Source organism: Salinisphaera sp. SPP-AMP-43 (genome assembly GCF_049568105.1).
Classification (GTDB): Bacteria; Pseudomonadota; Gammaproteobacteria; order Nevskiales; family Salinisphaeraceae; genus Salinisphaera.
In genome coordinates, this window is sequence record NZ_CP145335.1 from 3,064,907 (window position 1) to 3,081,086 (window position 16,180).

Sequence of the window (16,180 nt, forward strand, 5' to 3'; positions counted from 1 at the left end):
TATGGATCAGCTGCCGATCCTAGTAGTGATCGTGCCGCTGCTGGCGGCCCCGGTGACCGTGCTCGCGCACCGGTCTCTGGCGGCATGGCTGGTGTATCTGATCATCACCTGGACGGTGTTCGCCCTGGCTGGTCTGCTGTATGCCCAGGTATGGATGAACGGGCCGATCAGCTATGCGGTCGGCGGCTGGCAGCCACCGTTTGGTATCGAACTGGCGATCGACTCGCTTAATGCGTTGATTCTGCTGCTGGTTTCCGGCATGGGGGCTCTGACCGGGCTGTATGCCCGCCGTAGCTTCGCCGCCGAAATCGACGCCGAGCGGGTCTATCTTGTGTATGCCTTGATGCTGGCCTGCCAAGCGGGGCTGCTGGGCATGACGGTCACCGGCGATGCCTTCAACCTGTTCGTATTCCTGGAGATCTCGTCGCTGTCATCGTATGCCTTGATTGCCATGGGCCCGAAACGACGGGCGCTGCTGTCGTCGTTTCAGTACCTGATCATGGGCACGGTCGGCGGGACCTTCCTGCTGATCGGTATCGGGCTGGTCTATATGATGACCGGCACCCTGAATATGGCCGATCTGGCTGCTCGTCTGCCGGCGGTCTTCGATACCCGTACCGCGCAGGCGGCCCTCGCCTTCGTAGTGGTCGGTCTGAGCCTCAAGGCAGCTTTGTTCCCGGCCCATATCTGGCTGCCGAATGCGTATACTTATGCCCCGTCTGCGGTATCGGTATTCATCGCCTCGACCAGTACCAAGGTCGCGGTGTATGCGCTGATCCGTTTCCTGTTCACCGTGTTCGGCGTCGGCTATGCCTTCGGCGAATTGCCGCTGGGCGAAATTCTATTGCTGTTGTCGGCTATCGCCATGATTGCCGCCTCAGTCACCGCGATCTTCCAGACCGACGTCAAACGGCTGCTCGCCTGGTCGAGCGTGGCCCAGATGGGCTATATCGTGACCGGCTTTGCCCTGGCCAGTGCTGCCGGCCTATCGGCGGCCCTGATCCATATCGTCAACCACGGATTGATCAAGGGCGCGCTGTTCATGGCGGTCGGCGCCATGGCCTGGCGCACCCGTGCGACCTCGATCAACGATCTCGCCGGCCTTGGTCGCTCCATGCCGTTGACCTCGGCGGCCTTCGTGGTCGGCGGCCTAAGTCTGATCGGCGTGCCGGCAACCGCCGGGTTCATCAGTAAATGGGCTCTGATGGCCGCCCTAATCGAGGCCGGCCACTATGCGCTGATGGCTTTAGTTTTGATTGCCTCGCTCCTGGCCGTCGTTTATGTCGCTAAGGTCGTGGAAGCGTTGTATTTCCGCCCGCGCGAAGCTGAGGCGCCCAACCATAGCGGCGGTGAAGCCCCGGTGATCATGCAGCTTGCGACCTGGGGGCTGATCGCGCTCAATATCGCCATCGGGCTGCATGCCGGACCGGAAATCGCGGCCACGCAGCGTGCCGCCAGCGCCCTGTTGGGAGGTGGCTCATGAGCGGGCTATGGCTGATCGGACTGACGGCCTGGCCGGCGTTGATGTCGCTGGCCATTGCGGCCACCGGGCGCTGGCCGAACCTGCGCGAAACGGTCAGTGTTGTAACCGGATTGGTCCTGTTGGCGGGGGCGATCAGCCTGGTCGGGCCGATCGCGGCCGGCGAGCGACCGAGCGTGACGCTGTTTTCGATCCTGCCAGGCTTGGGGCTAACCTTCACTCTGGAACCGCTGGGCCTGATCTTTGCGCTGGTCGCCGCCACTCTGTGGCCACTGACCACGTTCTATGCCGCCGGTTACATGCGTGGCAATCGCGAGCCCCATCAGACCCGTTTTTATGTCTGCTTCGCGCTGGCGATCTCAGCGGCCATCGGTATCGCCCTGGCCGGCAACCTGCTGACGCTGTTTCTGTTCTACGAGATGATGACGCTGGTGACCTACCCACTGGTGACCCATCACGGCGACGCCGAATCGCGGATCGGCGGCCGGATCTATCTCGGCATCCTACTGACCACGTCGATCGGGCTGTTCCTACCGGCGATCGTGATTACGTATCTGCTCGCCGGTACACTGGAATTTCAACCGGAGGGTATTCTGGCCAGCACCGGCCTCGGCCCGACCGGTGCCATGGCACTGTATGCACTGTTCGTGTTCGGCATCGGCAAGGCCGCAGTCATGCCGATGCATCGCTGGCTGCCGTCGGCGATGGTTGCACCGACTCCGGTCTCGGCGTTGCTGCATGCTGTAGCCGTGGTCAAGGCCGGTGTGTTCTCGGTACTCAAGATCACGGTTTATGTTTTTGGTCTGGATTTCGCCTTCAAGACCAGCGCAACTGAGCCGTTTCTATGGCTGGCCTCGATCACGATCATCCTGGCCTCCGTGGTGGCGATCTACTGCGACAACCTGAAAAAACGGCTGGCGTATTCCACCATCGGCCAGCTGTCGTACATCGTGCTGGGTAGCGCCCTGGCAACCAAGCTGGGCGCAGTGAGCGGCTCTTTGCATATCGTCACCCATGCCTTTGGCAAGATCACGCTGTTCTTCTGCGCCGGCGCGATCTATACCGCAGCCCACCGTAAATACGTCAGCCAACTCAACGGTATGGGCCGGGCCATGCCGTTGACGTTCACGGCCTTCACGGTCGCGGCCCTGTCTCTGATCGGCCTGCCGCCGATGGGTGGCGCCTGGAGTAAGTGGTATCTCATGAGCGGCTCGGCCGGGATCGAGGAATACGCCATGCTGGCGGTTCTGGCGCTGTCATCGCTGCTCAACATCGTCTATCTGCTGGATATCCCGGCGCGCGCCTTCTTCTTGCGCGGTGATAACGATGTGCCGAGCGGGCTGCGTGAGGCTCCGGCCGCCTGTGTATTACCGCTATGTGCCACCGCTGCCGGCTGCGTGGCCCTGTTCTTCCTGGCCCATCCGATCATCCGCTTTATCGGCACCGCTTTGGGAGGTGTGGCATGAGCCGCGATTCGCACACGCCGGGGCTGTTCGAACGGCCGGCGGTCATCAACACGATCATCGGCATCCTGGGTGTTTTCTGCCTAGCCCTGCTGATCGCCGAGTTCTTCTATGCCAAGCATCCACACTTCGGCTTCGACGGCTGGTTCGGTTTCTATCCTGCGGCCGGCTTTATCGCCTATTGCTTTATCGTGCTGAGTGCCAAAGCCCTGCGGCCGCTGCTGCGGCGCGGCGAGGATTACTACGGCGAAGCCGATCCAGACGAAGAAGATCTAGAACATAGCATTGGCCGGGAGCATCATCATGAGTGATTGGCTCGGCAATGCTCTGGTCAGCCCGGCGCTCATGCTCATGGCCGGCGGTTTCTTGCTGGCGGCCACGCCCCGACTGATCCATGCCGCTTGGCTGCTGGTGCTGCCGGTCGTTGCCTTGCTCCTGCTGTGGGAACTGCCCACGGGTTCCCACGGCCAGATCGAGTTGTTCGGTTTCGATCTGACCATGCTTCGCGTGGACGGCCTGTCGCGAATTTGGGCGACGATCTTCATCATCGGGTCGTTTCTGACCGGGCTCTATGCGCTGCACGTCAACGACCGGGTCCAGCACGTGGCCTCGTTGATCTATGCCGGAGCCGCGGTCGGCGCCGTCCTGGCTGGCGATCTGGTCACCCTGTTCGTATTCTGGGAAGCGACCGCGATTTCCTCGGTATTTCTGATCTGGGCGCGTCGCACCGTCAGAGCCCATATCATCGGGCTGCGCTACCTGATCCTGCAGGTCATCTCCGGCCTGCTGCTGATGGTCGGCACCATCATCCATTACCGGGTGACCGGCTCCACCGCTTTCGGCCATCTCGGCCTGGACGTGGCCGGTGGCTGGCTGATCTTTCTGGCCTTCGGCATCAAAGCCGCGTTCCCGCTGCTGCATAACTGGGTCCAGGATGCCTATCCGGAATCGACTGTTAGCGGCACGGTCGTACTGTCGATCTATACCACCAAGCTGGCGATCTATGCCCTGGCGCGCGGCTTTGCCGGCACCGAGATTCTGATCACGATCGGCGCAGTGATGACGATCTTCCCGATCTTCTTCGCGGTCATCGAAAACGATCTACGCCGGGTGCTGGCCTACAGTCTGAACAACCAGCTCGGTTTCATGGTGGTCGGTATCGGCATCGGCACGCCGCTGGCCTTGAACGGTGCTGCAGCCCATGCGTTTGCCCATATTCTCTACAAGGGGCTGCTATTCATGAGCATGGGCGCAGTGTTGTATCGCGTGGGTACGGTCAAGGCCAGCGAACTCGGTGGCCTGTATAAGTCCATGCCGTTCACCGCCGCGTTTTGTATCGTCGGCTCGATGTCGATCTCGGCGTTTCCACTGTTTTCGGGCTTCGTCACCAAATCGATGATCTTAACGGCCGCGGCCGAACAGCATCACTGGATCGCGTGGTGCGCCTTGCTGGTCGCCTCAGCCGGCGTACTCGACCATTCGGGTATCAAGGTACCGTTTTTCTCGTTTTTCGCCCACGACGCCGGTTACCGGGTCAAGGAAGCACCGTTCAACATGCTTCTGGCGATGGCGATCACGGCCGCGCTATGCATCGGCATTGGCGTATACCCAGCGCCGTTGTACGCGATCCTGCCTTTCGATGCGCCCTATTCGCCGTATACCACCACCCACGTGGTCAATCAGTTGCAATTGCTGCTGTTCGCCGCTCTGGCGTTCGTGGTGCTATTCCGCAGCGGACTGTATCCGCCGGAAGTTCGTGGCATCAATCTGGATTCGGACTGGCTCTATCGACGTGCCCTACCGGCGGTCGTGGCTGGCTCGCGCTATGGGCTGATGGGCCTGCGCGACCGTATGGCCGGCCTGGTCGGCAGTGCTCTGCTGGGCGCGCGTTCGCGTCTGGAGCAGGCCTTTGGCGGCCGCGGTGTGCTGTCCCGCACCTGGACCACCGGAGTCATGCTGCTCTGGGTCACCGCTCTGCTGGCCGCCTATCTGCTGATCTACTACTAGCAGAAGCTGCGGCATGCGCCCCGGCTGGATTGCGGCCGGGGCGCGATCGGGCCGACCCTAGCTATCCAGGCTGCGCCACAGGCATTGATCGCCGCTGGCCTTGGCGAGCATATCCAGATACTGCTCGTGGGCATTACGCTCGGCATCCGAGGCCTGCTGGATGCGCGGTCGCCGGCCGGCTTCTAGATAGGACGCCAAGCCGTTGCTGGCGATCTGCTGGCTGTCGCCGTCTTCGTCGGCAGCCAACGCGATATCGATCTGGCCGCCGGTCATACGCAGATAGACGTCGGCTAGAAGCTGGGCATCGAGTAGCGCGCCGTGCAGCTCGCGGTTCGAGTTGTCGATTTCGAAACGTTTGCACAGTGCATCCAGGCTATTGCGCTGGCCCGGATACAACTGGCGGGCATCGACCAGCGTATCGATGATCGGCCCGCATTCCTCGAGCGGCCTGTGCGAGGGATTGAAGTCGGACAGTTCCTTATTGAGGAACGCCAAGTCGAATGGGGCGTTGTGGATGATCAGTTCGGCGTCGGCCAGATAGTCGGCAAGCTGCTGGCCAATCTCGGCGAAGCGTGGCTTGTCGGCCAGAAAATCCAGCGTGATCCCATGCACGTCGATCGCGCCCTGTTCGATATCGCGATCTGGGTGCAGATACAGATGTAGATCGTTCCCGGTCAGGCGTCGACTGTCCATTTCCACGCAGCCGATTTCGATAATGCGGTGGCCGGCCTGCGGATCCATGCCAGTGGTTTCGGTATCGAGCACGATCTGTCGCATGCAATCATCCTATCGTTGCAATGGTTACGATGACTTCGGCCCGGTAGTCCAGGGCCGGCATCGCGTTGGTGGTATGGCTACGACGTCGCCATTTCATCGATGCCGCGATTGGCTAGGGCATCGGCGGCTTCGTTGCCCGGGTTACCAGCATGACCTTTAACCCAGTGCCATTCGATCTCGTGGCGCTGGCAGGCTGCATCCAGCGCCTGCCATAGCTCAGCATTTTTGACCGGTTTTTTGGCCGCTGTTTTCCAGCCGTTTTTCTTCCAATTGTGCATCCACTGGGTGATGCCTTGGCGCACATAATTGGAGTCGGTATGCAGCTCGATCTGGCAGGCCCGCGAGAGCGCGTTCAAGGCGTGAATCGCTGCCATCAATTCCATTCGATTGTTGGTAGTGTTCGGCTCCCCGCCGCACATTTCGCGTTGCTTGTCACCATACTGCAGCAAGGCTCCCCAGCCTCCCGGCCCAGGATTGCCGCGGCAGGCGCCGTCGGTATAGATAGTCACGGTCTTGGTCATCCGCGCAATGGTAGCCCAGCCGGCCGTGCCCGCGCCAAATTGCCTCGGGGCTGCGGCGCCAGCAGCCGACGACCGGACGGCGGGATACGGCGCAGCGCCCGGCGCCGAGCGACCACGGCGTAGCCGCCGGCGTTCCAAGCCAATGGCGACAGCCAGCGAGTATGGCGCTGTGCCTGCCAGCGGCGCCCAAACAATGGGAAACCGGGCCCGTAACGCCAACAGGCCGTGGTTTCGAAATCCAGCACCCGCAACCAATCGGACAGCCGGGCTGCCCGTGGTGGCAGCGAACGCGGTGTAAAGCGATGCCGGCTTCGGCGCAGGCTCTGGCGCAGCAGCCAGGTCGACAACGGATTGAAAGCCAAACAGACCAACTGGCCGCGTGGACTCAGCACCCGGACACATTCTCGAATCAATGCATGCGGTTCACTGCTGAGCTCCAGCGCATGTACGACGATCAGCGCATCGATACTACCGCTCGCCCAGGGTAGATTTTGAGCATCGATGCAGACATCCACGTCGTCGCCGGAGCGTACGTCGGCACGCCATAGTCGTAGCGTACCGACCCGATCCGAGGTTTCGGAGGCCATTGATCCGACGCCGATTTGAATGCAGCGATAGCCGGTCAGCGCCGGCAGGATCTCGCCGAGCAGTGCGGCCTCGTGATCGCGCCAGATCGCGGCACCGGGCGTATCAAACCACGCCCGGGCGGGCTCTATATGGTCGGCGAGAAATCGAAACAATTGATTTTGCCTCAGGCCCTTGGCAACATTCCGCGATGCTAAAAGTCAACGCTCTGCCCGCACTCTCCGATAATTATATCTGGATCGTCTCGGCTGGCGATAGCCAGCGCGTGGCGGTTGTCGACCCCGGTGAAGCCGATCCGGTTTTGGAGTACTTATCCGAACACGGCCTGGAAGTCGGCGCCTATCTGATCACCCATCACCACGGCGATCATGTAGGCGGCCTCAATCGGCTGCTGTCCGACTATCCGGCGCCGGTTTACGGACCGCGCGACGAAGTGGACCGAGTGCCCCAGATCGACCATGCTCTAGGGGGCGGTGATCGCTTCCATCTGGATTGCCTGGATCGCGAGTTCGACGTGATCGATGTGCCCGGCCATACGCTCGGGCATATCGCTATGGTTACCGATGGTGTTCTGTTGTCGGGCGATGCCCTGTTCCGCGCTGGCTGCGGGCGTGTTTTCGAGGGCACCCATGCCCAGATGCAGGCCTCACTGGCGCGTCTGCGCGAACTTCCGGACGAGACCCGGATCTACGGCGGTCATGAATACACCCAGAAGAATCTGGCCTTCGCCCAGGCGGTGGAACCTGACAATCCAGCGATCAATCAGGCTATCGCTGAAGTCGACGCCCTGCGTGCCGACGGCCGGCCGAGCCTGCCGGGGACCTTGGCCGAGGAACGTCGTATTAATCCATTTCTACGCTGGGACGTGGCTGAAACATGCGCCGCGGCCAGCCGTCGTGCCGGATACGAAGTCAGTGATCCGGCGGATGTTTTCGGGGTATTGCGCGACTGGAAAGATGCGAGCTGACAAAACTTGTTCGCGGGCACGGACCGGTGTCCGCATTCGACCCTTTATCGGATGCATGTTCGCAGCCGGCTTAGTGGCCGGCTGTGCGACTTCGCCTCATAGCGGCCAATCGAAGTCGGCGGTACAACAGATTTCGCGCAAGACGTTGGCCCATCCATCGACGGTACCGGCTGCGGCGCCTACCGCAGCGGCCGAGGATGACGCCGAGACGAGCTATGAGATACCCGCAGCCCAGCAGGATTACGTGCCGCACAAATGGCCGGCGCCGACCCAGGATCTATGGTCGCAGATCCGCTCCGGGTTCAAGCTCGATCCGCACGACGAGCGCCGCTCAGTACGAGTCTGGACCCAGTTCTATGCCACCCATACCAATCATCTGAGCACTTCGCTTAAACGCGCTCGGCCGTTTCTCTGGCATGTGGTCAAACAGGTCGAAAAACGCGACATACCCACCGAAATCGCACTGCTGCCGATCGTGGAAAGCGGCTATAACCCATCCGCCAAATCGTATATGGGCGCCAGCGGCATGTGGCAATTCATGCCTGGCACAGCCGACCATATGAGTCTGCCGCGCGACTGGTGGTACGACGGTCGCGACGATCCGATCGCGTCGACCAATGCTGCACTGAACTATCTGCAAACCCTGAACCAGCGCTACGACGGCGACTGGATGCTGGCCTTGGCCGCCTATAACGCCGGCCCGGGCCGCGTCGATGGCGCAATCGCCAAAGCTGAAGCCAGAGGCGAGCCAACCGATTACTGGCACCTCGACCTGCCCGACGAAACAGTCCAGTACGTACCCCAGCTGTTGGCCTTGCGTCGCATAATGATGACGCCGGCCCGCTTTGGCGTGAACTGGCCGACGCTGGCTAACCAACCCCGGACCAAGGTGGTCAAACTCCCGGGCCAGACTTCGATGAAGGTTGCAGCCGGCATGCTCGGCATGTCGGAGACCCAGCTACGGCGACTAAACCCTGGCATGCGCCGCTGGGCCAGCGAACCAGGCGGCCACGACCAACTGTTGGTGCCGAGCACGAAGGCCTCGGCGTTTGAAAACAAGTTGGCCAGCATCGACCCGACCCAGCTCATCGATCGGCAGACGCACCGGGTCCAGCGCGGCGACGTACTTAGTCGTCTGGCTCGGTCCTACGGCGTGAGCATCGCCGCGCTGCGCCAGGCCAACGATCTACACAGCAATCGAATCCGGATCGGCCAGAGGCTGACCATTCCTCGCCCGGGGGCCCATGAGTCGGCCCCGCCGGCCGAGCCCAGCGAAACCTATGTCGTCCAGTCTGGCGACACGCTCTGGCATATCGCGCATCGCTACAGCGTCAGCGTAGCCAGTCTGAAGCGGGCCAATGGCTCGGGAGCTGACCATCTGCACCCGGGCGACAAGATCGAGATTCCGGGCTCGGCCAAGCCAGCCGCGCCCAGCACAGTGGTGGTCCACTCGGGCGATTCACTATGGTCGATCGCCAAAGCCAACGATGTCACCATCAAACAGCTTCGGCGTTGGAACCGGATGGACCAAGGCACCCCGCTGACGCCCGGAACCACCATCGCGGTGGATGGCCCCTCGCCGCTACCGAATTTCTACGAAGTCGAGCCGGGTGACTCGCTGTGGTCGATCGCCAGCCGATTTTCGATGCAGGTCAATACACTGCGCAGTCTCAACGACATGAGTTCGGGGAGCACGATTCAGCCCGGTGAACGGCTGCGGCTACAGCCGGCAGTATCCGGCTGATCCATACCGCCTGTACGATATTCAAACCGCACAACCACGATTTTAAGGAGACGGCATGGGGTTTCTTGACGGCAAAAAAGCCTTGATCACCGGGCTGGCCAGCGAACGCTCGATCGCTTACGGCATTGCCCAGGCCATGCGCGACCAGGGCGCACAGCTCGTGCTCACCTATCAGGGCGAAAAGCTCAAGCCGCGGGTCGAAAAGATGGGCGAAGCGCTCGGCGCCGAAAAGGTGCTGCCGCTGGATGTCGCCGAAGACGAACAGATCGATGCGCTATTCGACCAGCTCGGCGAGCATTGGGAGCAGCTGGATATTCTGGTGCATGCGATCGGTTTTGCACCGCGCGAGGCCCTGTCTGGCGGCTATCTGGACAGTATTTCCCGTGATGCCTCGCGCATCGCCCACGACATCAGCGCCTACAGCTTTGCTGCGCTGGCCAAGGCCGCGCGTCCGATGCTGTCGGATAAGGCCTCGCTGATCACGCTGACATATCTGGGATCCGAACGGGTCATGTCCGGCTACAACGTCATGGGTCCGGCCAAGGCCAGCCTGGAGTCGAACATGCGTTTCATCGCAGCCGACCTCGGCCCGCGTGGCGTACGCGTCAACGCCATTTCGGCCGGGCCGATCAAGACGCTCGCGGCCTCCGGCATCAGCGGCTTTCGCAAAATGCTCAACTATGCCCGCGATACGGCCGCACTCAAGCGCAACGTTACCCAAGAAGAAATCGGCAACGCCGCCGCCTTCCTCGGCTCCGATCTATCCTCCGGCATCACCGGCGAAGTGATCTATGTCGATGGCGGCTATCGCGTTATGGGCATGAGCCAGATCGAAGAATAAACCCGATCGCCCAACGCGAATCGAAAAAGGCCATGCCGGTAACGGCATGGCCTTTTTTATACTCTCTGAGTGCATGTTGAGCGCCGGACCACGTGCGTCTTGGCCCGGCGCCGAAGGCTGCTATCGCAGCTGATCTCGGTGGATTTCAACGTCCGCCCGCTCACGCAGGTACCGGTCCAGCGCTTGGTACTCGAGACTGGCGTTATAACCGCTCTGGCGCTGGGCCAGCTGGCTGCGCTGATCGGCTTCCGGTTGCGAATCGTCGCTGTTTTCGACCCGGCTGCCGGTCACGGCGACCAAAGCCACCTGGCCATCGTTGGTCGATACCACTTTGTAAGCCGCCTCCTGTGACGATTTATCGCCAAGAGGCAGTCTGAACGCCGCACTGACGATCTGCGCATCGAGCGCATTATTGTTGCGCTCGATGTAGCCCGGCTGCTTCAAGCTCGCTCCCTGCTGGGCTGAAGCCAGTTCGGACAAGGAGTCCTGCCCCTGCTCGGCTTTGGCCTGTACCTGCTGGGCTGCCTTACGGGCGCGCTGCTGGGCTTTTTGCTGGACCAAACGATCCCGAATGGACTGGCGAACCTCGGACAATGATTTTTCCTGCGCATCCTGATGTTCGGCCACACGCAGCACGACCCGACGTTGATCGCCCAGATCCAGCACGTTGCTGTTGAGCTTATCCTTGAGCACGGCGTCCGAGAATGCCGCCTGACGCACGGCATCGTACTGGCCGAGCCCATTACCGCCCTCGGGGCTAATCCAGCCGCTGTGCTGAATATCCAGGCCCAGTTTCTCCGAAATAGTCTGCAAACCGTTCGGTGCCTGATAGGCCAAATCATCGAGCTGCTCAGACTTGGCACGAAACGCCTTAGCCATGCCCTGCTGACGTGCCATGGCTTTCAAACGAGCCTGGACCACCGGATCGTCGAAATCGGGCGTCTTAGCCGGGGTAATCGCTGTTGTGCGCAAGACATACCACGCACTCTGCCCCCGTACCGGATTCGACAGTGCGCCATTATCGAGACCGAACAACGCGGTACCCAGCGTATCGCCGAGCGCCGACCGGGACTGGTTGTCGATCTGCTGATAGTGCGCATTCTCGGTATCGGCCGCGATGGCCTTCAGTGACCGACCGTTCTTGGCCGCCTTGAGCACAGCCTGGACCGTATTTCGTGCCTGGGTATCGTTGCCGCCCTGAATCGGAATGCGGACGGCGTCTGCGCTGCGCTTGGCCGGGCTGCCGAGCTCATCTTTATGAGCCTCGTACAGCTGTTGCAGCGTGTCGCGATCCGGCGCCGCCGAGCCCAGCTGGTCGGCATCCAGGGAGACATAGGCCAACTTCACGCGCGGTGGCCGCATAAACTGTTGGGCATGCTTATCGTAGTAGGTCTTGATCGCCGCATCGTCGACGTTGACCTGCTCGGCAAACGCCGAGGCATCGAAGGACAGCACACTGACCTGGCGCTGCTCATGCGCCTGTCGATAAGCAGCATCCACCTCCGGCGCCGCAGCAAAAGCCGTACCGGCGACCACCTGGCGCACTTGTCCCCCCATCATGCCCTGACGTAGCCGTGCTTCGTACTGCGACGGCTGCATACCAGCCTGGCCGAGCAGTGCCTTGTAGCGCTGGGGCGAAAACTGGCCGTTTTCCTGGAACTGGGGATTATTGCGGATCTGCGACAACAGATTGCCATCCGTGACCCGATAGCCGGCATCTTTGGCGTACTGCGTCATGACCGCCTGGCCGATCAGATTGTCGAGCACGTTCTGGCGTATCCGATCGGATGGAAACATATCCGAGTCGAAATTATCGCCCATCATCTGCTGCAGACGCTGATAGCGTTGATTGAACGCCCGTTGCAGCTGGGAATGGGTGATTTCGGTATCCCCCACGCTCGCCACGACCGGATCGGACGAAGGCGTGAAATAGGAGCCGATCCCCCAGACACCAAAGACTACCGCGATCACGGCAACGACGACGTACGCCAATGGGCCACTGGAGCCATCTCGAATTTTCTGCAGCATAAGAGTTAAAGACTTCTCGAACAGGTCCCGTCACCGGCCTGTGGCGCCGGTGGCCAAAGCGTTACGACTATGATCCGCTCGATCGGCGTTGGTTCCGCGGACACGGATCGCCAGACACGACCATAGTCGCGATTCGATCAGAACAAGTCGTCACGCCCTGCGGCATTGTGCCTGCCGCGCGGCTGCGGTGCATCCCAGCATCAAGGCCGGGCCCGATCGATCAGCCAGTGTCGAATCGTGATCGGCTCTTCGATCCGCCGCGATCTGCCCGCGGCGACGCTCCAGCTGGCGCGCAAACTGGCATCGCCCTCTGTTTTTTATAGACAGCGGACATAAAAAAAGCGCTCCGTGGAGCGCTTTTCCATTCGCCCATCTGTAATGGGCCGCAGAATGGCGGAGCGGACGGGACTCGAACCCGCGACCTCCGGCGTGACAGGCCGGCATTCTAACCAGCTGAACTACCGCTCCGATGTTCTGTACATGGTAGGCATCCCACCACTGGCCAAGCCGCAGCAAGGCCTTGTTCGTGAATCAAGTACCGCGCCAGGTATCGCCCCTGCGCTTCTTGCTTCACTGTTCAAGTCGAAAAAGGCGCCCTGCTCGTCAGGGCGCCTTTTTGTCTGTCCGTCTACGACGGGCATCAGACTTGGCGGAGCGGACGGGACTCGAACCCGCGACCTCCGGCGTGACAGGCCGGCATTCTAACCAGCTGAACTACCGCTCCGATGATCTATGGTTTTGGTGGGTGCTGACGGATTCGAACCGCCGACATTCGCCTTGTAAGGGCGACGCTCTACCAACTGAGCTAAGCACCCTGCCAAGGTGTCGGGTTAATCCCCATCACCCTGCGAAGAGCGCTTAGTTTACAGCATCCTTAAGCGCTTTGCCAGCCTTGAAACCAGGAGTTTTGCCGGCCGGAATTTCGATCGACTGGCCAGTCTTCGGGTTACGGCCCTGGCGAGCAGCACGCTCGCGAACCGAGAACACACCAAAGCCTACCAGCGAGACCTTATCGCCCTTTTTGAGCGCATCGGTGACCGAATCGATCATGGCGTCGACGGCGCGCGAAGCATCGGCCTTGGAAAGATCCGCGTCCGCGGCGACGGCATCGACGAGTTCAGTTTTGTTCATAACTTAGCATCCCCTTGAGGAGTTGAGAGTTTCGACAGGTCCGCCTCGCGAACCGCCGTCCACGCTGGACCGAGCCCTGCGTTGACTGCAAGCGATCGAAACAGGCACTAAAAACCTGCTCTGCCCTGACCGCAAGCGGGCTTTATACCAAGGCCCTGATTCCAGCGTCAATAAAGGCTTAGCGCAGGCCTAGGCAGTCGAGGAGTGAGGGCGCGATCAATGCGCCCTCAACTCATTCGAATCTGCCTTGCGCTGACCGTCCGATTGAGCCTCTTCTGCTGGTAGTGGCTGCGGCTGGCGCGTCAGCGCGATCTCGAGCACTTCATCGATGGTCTTGACCGGCCGAATATCCAAACGGCTTTTGATATTCGCCGGGATCTCGGCGAGATCCTTCCTATTCTCGTCCGGAATGACCACGATCTTGATGCCACCGCGATGCGCGGCCAACAGCTTCTCTTTGAGTCCGCCAATCGGCAATACATCGCCGCGCAGGGTGATTTCACCGGTCATGGCGACGTCTGCCCGCACTGGAATTTGGGTCAGCGCCGAGATCATTGCGGTGCACATCCCGATGCCCGCCGAGGGCCCATCTTTGGGTGTTGCGCCTTCCGGCACATGCACATGAAGATCCGATTTTTGCATGAAATCGCGCTCGATACCCAGCGCCGGCGAGCGCGACCGGATCACCGTCAGCGCGGCCTGAATCGACTCCTGCATGACGTCGCCAAGCGAACCAGTGTGCGTGGCCTTGCCCTTGCCGGGCACCGAAGCCGACTCGATCGCCAATAGTTCGCCACCCACCTCGGTCCAGGCCAGACCGGTCACCTGACCGACACTGTCATGTTCCTCGGCCCGGCCGTAACGATACTTGGGCACCCCGAGGTATTTATCCAGATTCCGCTTGGAAACCTGTACATGATCGCGCGATTTCTCGCTGATCAGCTCTTTGACGACTTTGCGGCAGATCTTGCTCATATCGCGCTCGAGATTACGCACGCCCGCCTCACGGGTATAACGCCGGATCACATCGGTGATCGCGTTATCGGAGACGGACAGCTCGTTTTCCTCGAGCCCGTTTTCTTTCATCGCCTTGGGCAGCAGATAACGCTCGGCGATATTGATCTTTTCGTCTTCGGTATAGCCCGACAGCCGGATCACTTCCATACGATCGAGCAGCGGCGCCGGAATGTTCATGGTATTGGCGGTACACACGAACATGACCTGCGACAGGTCGTAGTCGACCTCCAAGTAGTGGTCACCGAAGGTATTGTTCTGCTCCGGATCCAGCACCTCGAGCAATGCCGAAGCCGGGTCGCCGCGGAAGTCCATGGCCATCTTGTCGACTTCGTCGAGCAGGAACAGCGGATTGCGTACGCCGACCTTGGCCATGTTCTGAATAATCTTACCGGGCAGACTGCCGATATATGTGCGGCGATGGCCGCGGATCTCGGCTTCGTCGCGCACGCCGCCCAGGCTCATGCGCACGAACTCGCGGTTAGTCGCCTTGGCGATCGAACGGCCGAGCGACGTCTTACCCACACCCGGGGGGCCAACCAAGCACAGAATCGGGCCCTTGATCTTTTTCACTCGGCTTTGCACAGCCAGGTTCTCGATAATGCGCTCTTTGATGCGCTCGAGACCGTAGTGGTCCGTGTCTAGCGTCTGCTGGGCCTTGTCTAGATCGATCTTAGTCTTGGAGCGCTTTTTCCATGGGATGTCGACCATCCAGTCGAGGTAGTTGCGCACCACCGTCGCCTCGGCCGACATCGGCGACATGGTCTTGAGCTTGTTGAACTCGTTAGTGACCTTTTTCTTCACCTCCTTGGGCATTCCGGCCTTCTCGATCTTGTCCTCGAGTTCGTCCAGATCGTTGGGCGCTTCGTCGATCTCGCCCAATTCCTTCTGGATGGCCTTCATCTGCTCGTTGAGGTAATACTCGCGCTGCGACTTCTCCATCTGCTGTTTGACGCGACCGCGGATCTTCTTCTCGATCTGCAGCACCTCGATCTCGGCGTCGGTCTTGGCGACTACATGCTCGAGACGCTCCTGGGGATCGGCGACCTCCAGAACATCCTGACGTTCATCAAGCTTGAGGTTGAGATGGGCCGCGATGGTATCGGCCAGGCGGCCCGCCGAATCCATGCTCGAAAGCGAGGGCAGCAACTCTGCCGGCACTTTCTTGTTGAGCTTGGTATAGGACTCAAACGTCGAGACCGCCGAGCGCATCAGCGCATCGATTTCGGCGGATTCCTCTTCCGCATCGTCGATCGTGGTGTAGTTCGCGAGCAGGCTACCATCCGCCTCATGCAGATCGGACAGACGCGCGCGATCACCACCTTCGACCAGCACTTTGACGGTGCCGTCGGGCAGTTTTAAAAGTTGCAGAATTGAAGCCAGCGTACCGACTTCGTAAATATCGTCGGCGCCCGGATCATCGATATCGGCCGCCTTCTGCGCAACCAGAAGGATCTTCTTATCCTCGGCCATGGCCGCTTCGAGCGCGGTGATCGATTTCTCGCGGCCGACGAACAGCGGGATCGCCATGTGGGGAAAGACCACGACGTCGCGCAGCGGTAGAACGGGTACCAAGGCATTGTCAGCCATTCGGGCCCTCGCTGATATAAAGCGGCCGGCAA

13 protein-coding genes and 3 tRNA genes are annotated in these 16,180 nt (G+C 60.8%); 7 read left to right on the forward strand and 9 right to left on the reverse strand.

Features of this window, described 5'->3' with window-relative positions; all coding sequences use genetic code 11:
- The first annotated feature begins 1 nt into the window (after position 1).
- The 4 genes from V5738_RS13140 to V5738_RS13155 are packed head-to-tail and all read left to right on the forward strand — an operon-like array spanning position 2 to position 4,950.
- A complete protein-coding gene (locus V5738_RS13140) occupies positions 2 to 1,483 on the forward strand; it encodes a monovalent cation/H+ antiporter subunit D family protein (protein ID WP_423821259.1) in 1,482 nt (493 codons plus the stop codon).
- The gene (locus V5738_RS13145) at positions 1,480 to 2,946 is read left to right on the forward strand and encodes a proton-conducting transporter membrane subunit (RefSeq protein WP_423821260.1); all 1,467 of its coding nucleotides are present in this window, start codon (positions 1,480 to 1,482) and stop codon (positions 2,944 to 2,946) included. Before V5738_RS13140 ends, V5738_RS13145 begins: the two co-directional genes overlap by 4 nt.
- Positions 2,943 to 3,254: a hypothetical protein gene (locus tag V5738_RS13150; RefSeq protein WP_423821261.1), complete on the forward strand. Its 312-nt coding sequence runs from the start codon at positions 2,943 to 2,945 to the stop codon at positions 3,252 to 3,254. Before V5738_RS13145 ends, V5738_RS13150 begins: the two co-directional genes overlap by 4 nt.
- Positions 3,247 to 4,950 (forward strand): Na(+)/H(+) antiporter subunit D, encoded by a 1,704-nt coding sequence (locus V5738_RS13155; protein WP_423821262.1) that lies wholly within the window; start codon positions 3,247 to 3,249, stop codon positions 4,948 to 4,950. Before V5738_RS13150 ends, V5738_RS13155 begins: the two co-directional genes overlap by 8 nt.
- 57 nt (positions 4,951 to 5,007) lie before the next feature.
- Here V5738_RS13155 and dnaQ read toward each other — a convergent pair whose 3' ends face one another.
- From dnaQ to V5738_RS13170, 3 genes are all read right to left on the reverse strand, one after another.
- Positions 5,008 to 5,727, reverse strand: coding sequence for a DNA polymerase III subunit epsilon (gene dnaQ, locus V5738_RS13160; protein ID WP_423821263.1), 720 nt, complete (start codon positions 5,725 to 5,727; stop codon positions 5,008 to 5,010).
- A gap of 77 nt (positions 5,728 to 5,804) precedes the next feature.
- A complete protein-coding gene (gene rnhA, locus V5738_RS13165) occupies positions 5,805 to 6,248 on the reverse strand; it encodes a ribonuclease HI (RefSeq protein ID WP_423821264.1) in 444 nt (147 codons plus the stop codon).
- On the reverse strand, positions 6,245 to 6,988 hold the full coding sequence (locus V5738_RS13170; RefSeq protein WP_423821265.1) for a class I SAM-dependent methyltransferase: 744 nt from the start codon (positions 6,986 to 6,988) through the stop codon (positions 6,245 to 6,247). Before V5738_RS13170 ends, rnhA begins: the two co-directional genes overlap by 4 nt.
- A 35-nt stretch (positions 6,989 to 7,023) precedes the next feature.
- On the opposite strand from V5738_RS13170, the gene gloB reads away from it, so the two are divergent.
- The 3 genes from gloB to V5738_RS13185 are packed head-to-tail and all read left to right on the forward strand — an operon-like array spanning position 7,024 to position 10,385.
- On the forward strand, positions 7,024 to 7,800 hold the full coding sequence (gene gloB, locus V5738_RS13175) for a hydroxyacylglutathione hydrolase (RefSeq protein ID WP_423821266.1): 777 nt from the start codon (positions 7,024 to 7,026) through the stop codon (positions 7,798 to 7,800).
- Positions 7,801 to 7,855: 55 nt separating this feature from the next.
- Positions 7,856 to 9,544, forward strand: coding sequence for a LysM peptidoglycan-binding domain-containing protein (locus V5738_RS13180; RefSeq protein WP_423821268.1), 1,689 nt, complete (start codon positions 7,856 to 7,858; stop codon positions 9,542 to 9,544).
- Between the two features lie 55 nt (positions 9,545 to 9,599).
- Positions 9,600 to 10,385, forward strand: coding sequence for an enoyl-ACP reductase FabI (locus V5738_RS13185; protein WP_423821269.1), 786 nt, complete (start codon positions 9,600 to 9,602; stop codon positions 10,383 to 10,385).
- Positions 10,386 to 10,505: 120 nt separating this feature from the next.
- Here the strand turns inward: V5738_RS13185 and V5738_RS13190 are convergent, their stop codons facing one another.
- The 6 genes from V5738_RS13190 to lon form a co-directional block, all read right to left on the reverse strand.
- Positions 10,506 to 12,413 (reverse strand): SurA N-terminal domain-containing protein, encoded by a 1,908-nt coding sequence (locus tag V5738_RS13190; RefSeq protein ID WP_423821270.1) that lies wholly within the window; start codon positions 12,411 to 12,413, stop codon positions 10,506 to 10,508.
- A gap of 391 nt (positions 12,414 to 12,804) precedes the next feature.
- A tRNA-Asp gene (locus tag V5738_RS13195) sits at positions 12,805 to 12,881 on the reverse strand.
- A 179-nt stretch (positions 12,882 to 13,060) separates the two neighbouring features.
- Positions 13,061 to 13,137 (reverse strand) — tRNA-Asp (locus tag V5738_RS13200).
- Positions 13,138 to 13,152: 15 nt separating this feature from the next.
- Positions 13,153 to 13,228, reverse strand: a tRNA-Val gene (locus V5738_RS13205).
- Positions 13,229 to 13,271: 43 nt separating this feature from the next.
- Positions 13,272 to 13,544 (reverse strand): HU family DNA-binding protein, encoded by a 273-nt coding sequence (locus tag V5738_RS13210; protein WP_423821271.1) that lies wholly within the window; start codon positions 13,542 to 13,544, stop codon positions 13,272 to 13,274.
- 216 nt (positions 13,545 to 13,760) lie between these two features.
- Positions 13,761 to 16,148 carry an endopeptidase La gene (lon, locus tag V5738_RS13215; RefSeq protein WP_423821272.1) on the reverse strand — a complete coding sequence of 796 codons (2,388 nt, stop codon included), beginning with the start codon at positions 16,146 to 16,148 and terminating at the stop codon, positions 13,761 to 13,763.
- Between the last annotated feature and the right edge of the window lie 32 nt (positions 16,149 to 16,180).

Excerpts from the sequence above, each read along its gene's own strand:
- V5738_RS13140 (WP_423821259.1), top strand. The coding sequence starts at position 2 with ATGGATCAGCTGCCGATCCTAGTAGTGATCGTGCCGCTGCTGGCGGCC.
- V5738_RS13145 (WP_423821260.1), top strand. The coding sequence starts at position 1,480 with ATGAGCGGGCTATGGCTGATCGGACTGACGGCCTGGCCGGCGTTGATG.
- V5738_RS13150 (WP_423821261.1), top strand. The coding sequence starts at position 2,943 with ATGAGCCGCGATTCGCACACGCCGGGGCTGTTCGAACGGCCGGCGGTC.
- V5738_RS13155 (WP_423821262.1), top strand. The coding sequence starts at position 3,247 with ATGAGTGATTGGCTCGGCAATGCTCTGGTCAGCCCGGCGCTCATGCTC.
- dnaQ (WP_423821263.1), bottom strand. The coding sequence starts at position 5,727 with ATGCGACAGATCGTGCTCGATACCGAAACCACTGGCATGGATCCGCAG.
- rnhA (WP_423821264.1), bottom strand. The coding sequence starts at position 6,248 with ATGACCAAGACCGTGACTATCTATACCGACGGCGCCTGCCGCGGCAAT.
- gloB (WP_423821266.1), top strand. The coding sequence starts at position 7,024 with ATGCTAAAAGTCAACGCTCTGCCCGCACTCTCCGATAATTATATCTGG.
- V5738_RS13180 (WP_423821268.1), top strand. The coding sequence starts at position 7,856 with ATGTTCGCAGCCGGCTTAGTGGCCGGCTGTGCGACTTCGCCTCATAGC.
- V5738_RS13185 (WP_423821269.1), top strand. The coding sequence starts at position 9,600 with ATGGGGTTTCTTGACGGCAAAAAAGCCTTGATCACCGGGCTGGCCAGC.
- V5738_RS13190 (WP_423821270.1), bottom strand. The coding sequence starts at position 12,413 with ATGCTGCAGAAAATTCGAGATGGCTCCAGTGGCCCATTGGCGTACGTC.
- V5738_RS13210 (WP_423821271.1), bottom strand. The coding sequence starts at position 13,544 with ATGAACAAAACTGAACTCGTCGATGCCGTCGCCGCGGACGCGGATCTT.
- lon (WP_423821272.1), bottom strand. The coding sequence starts at position 16,148 with ATGGCTGACAATGCCTTGGTACCCGTTCTACCGCTGCGCGACGTCGTG.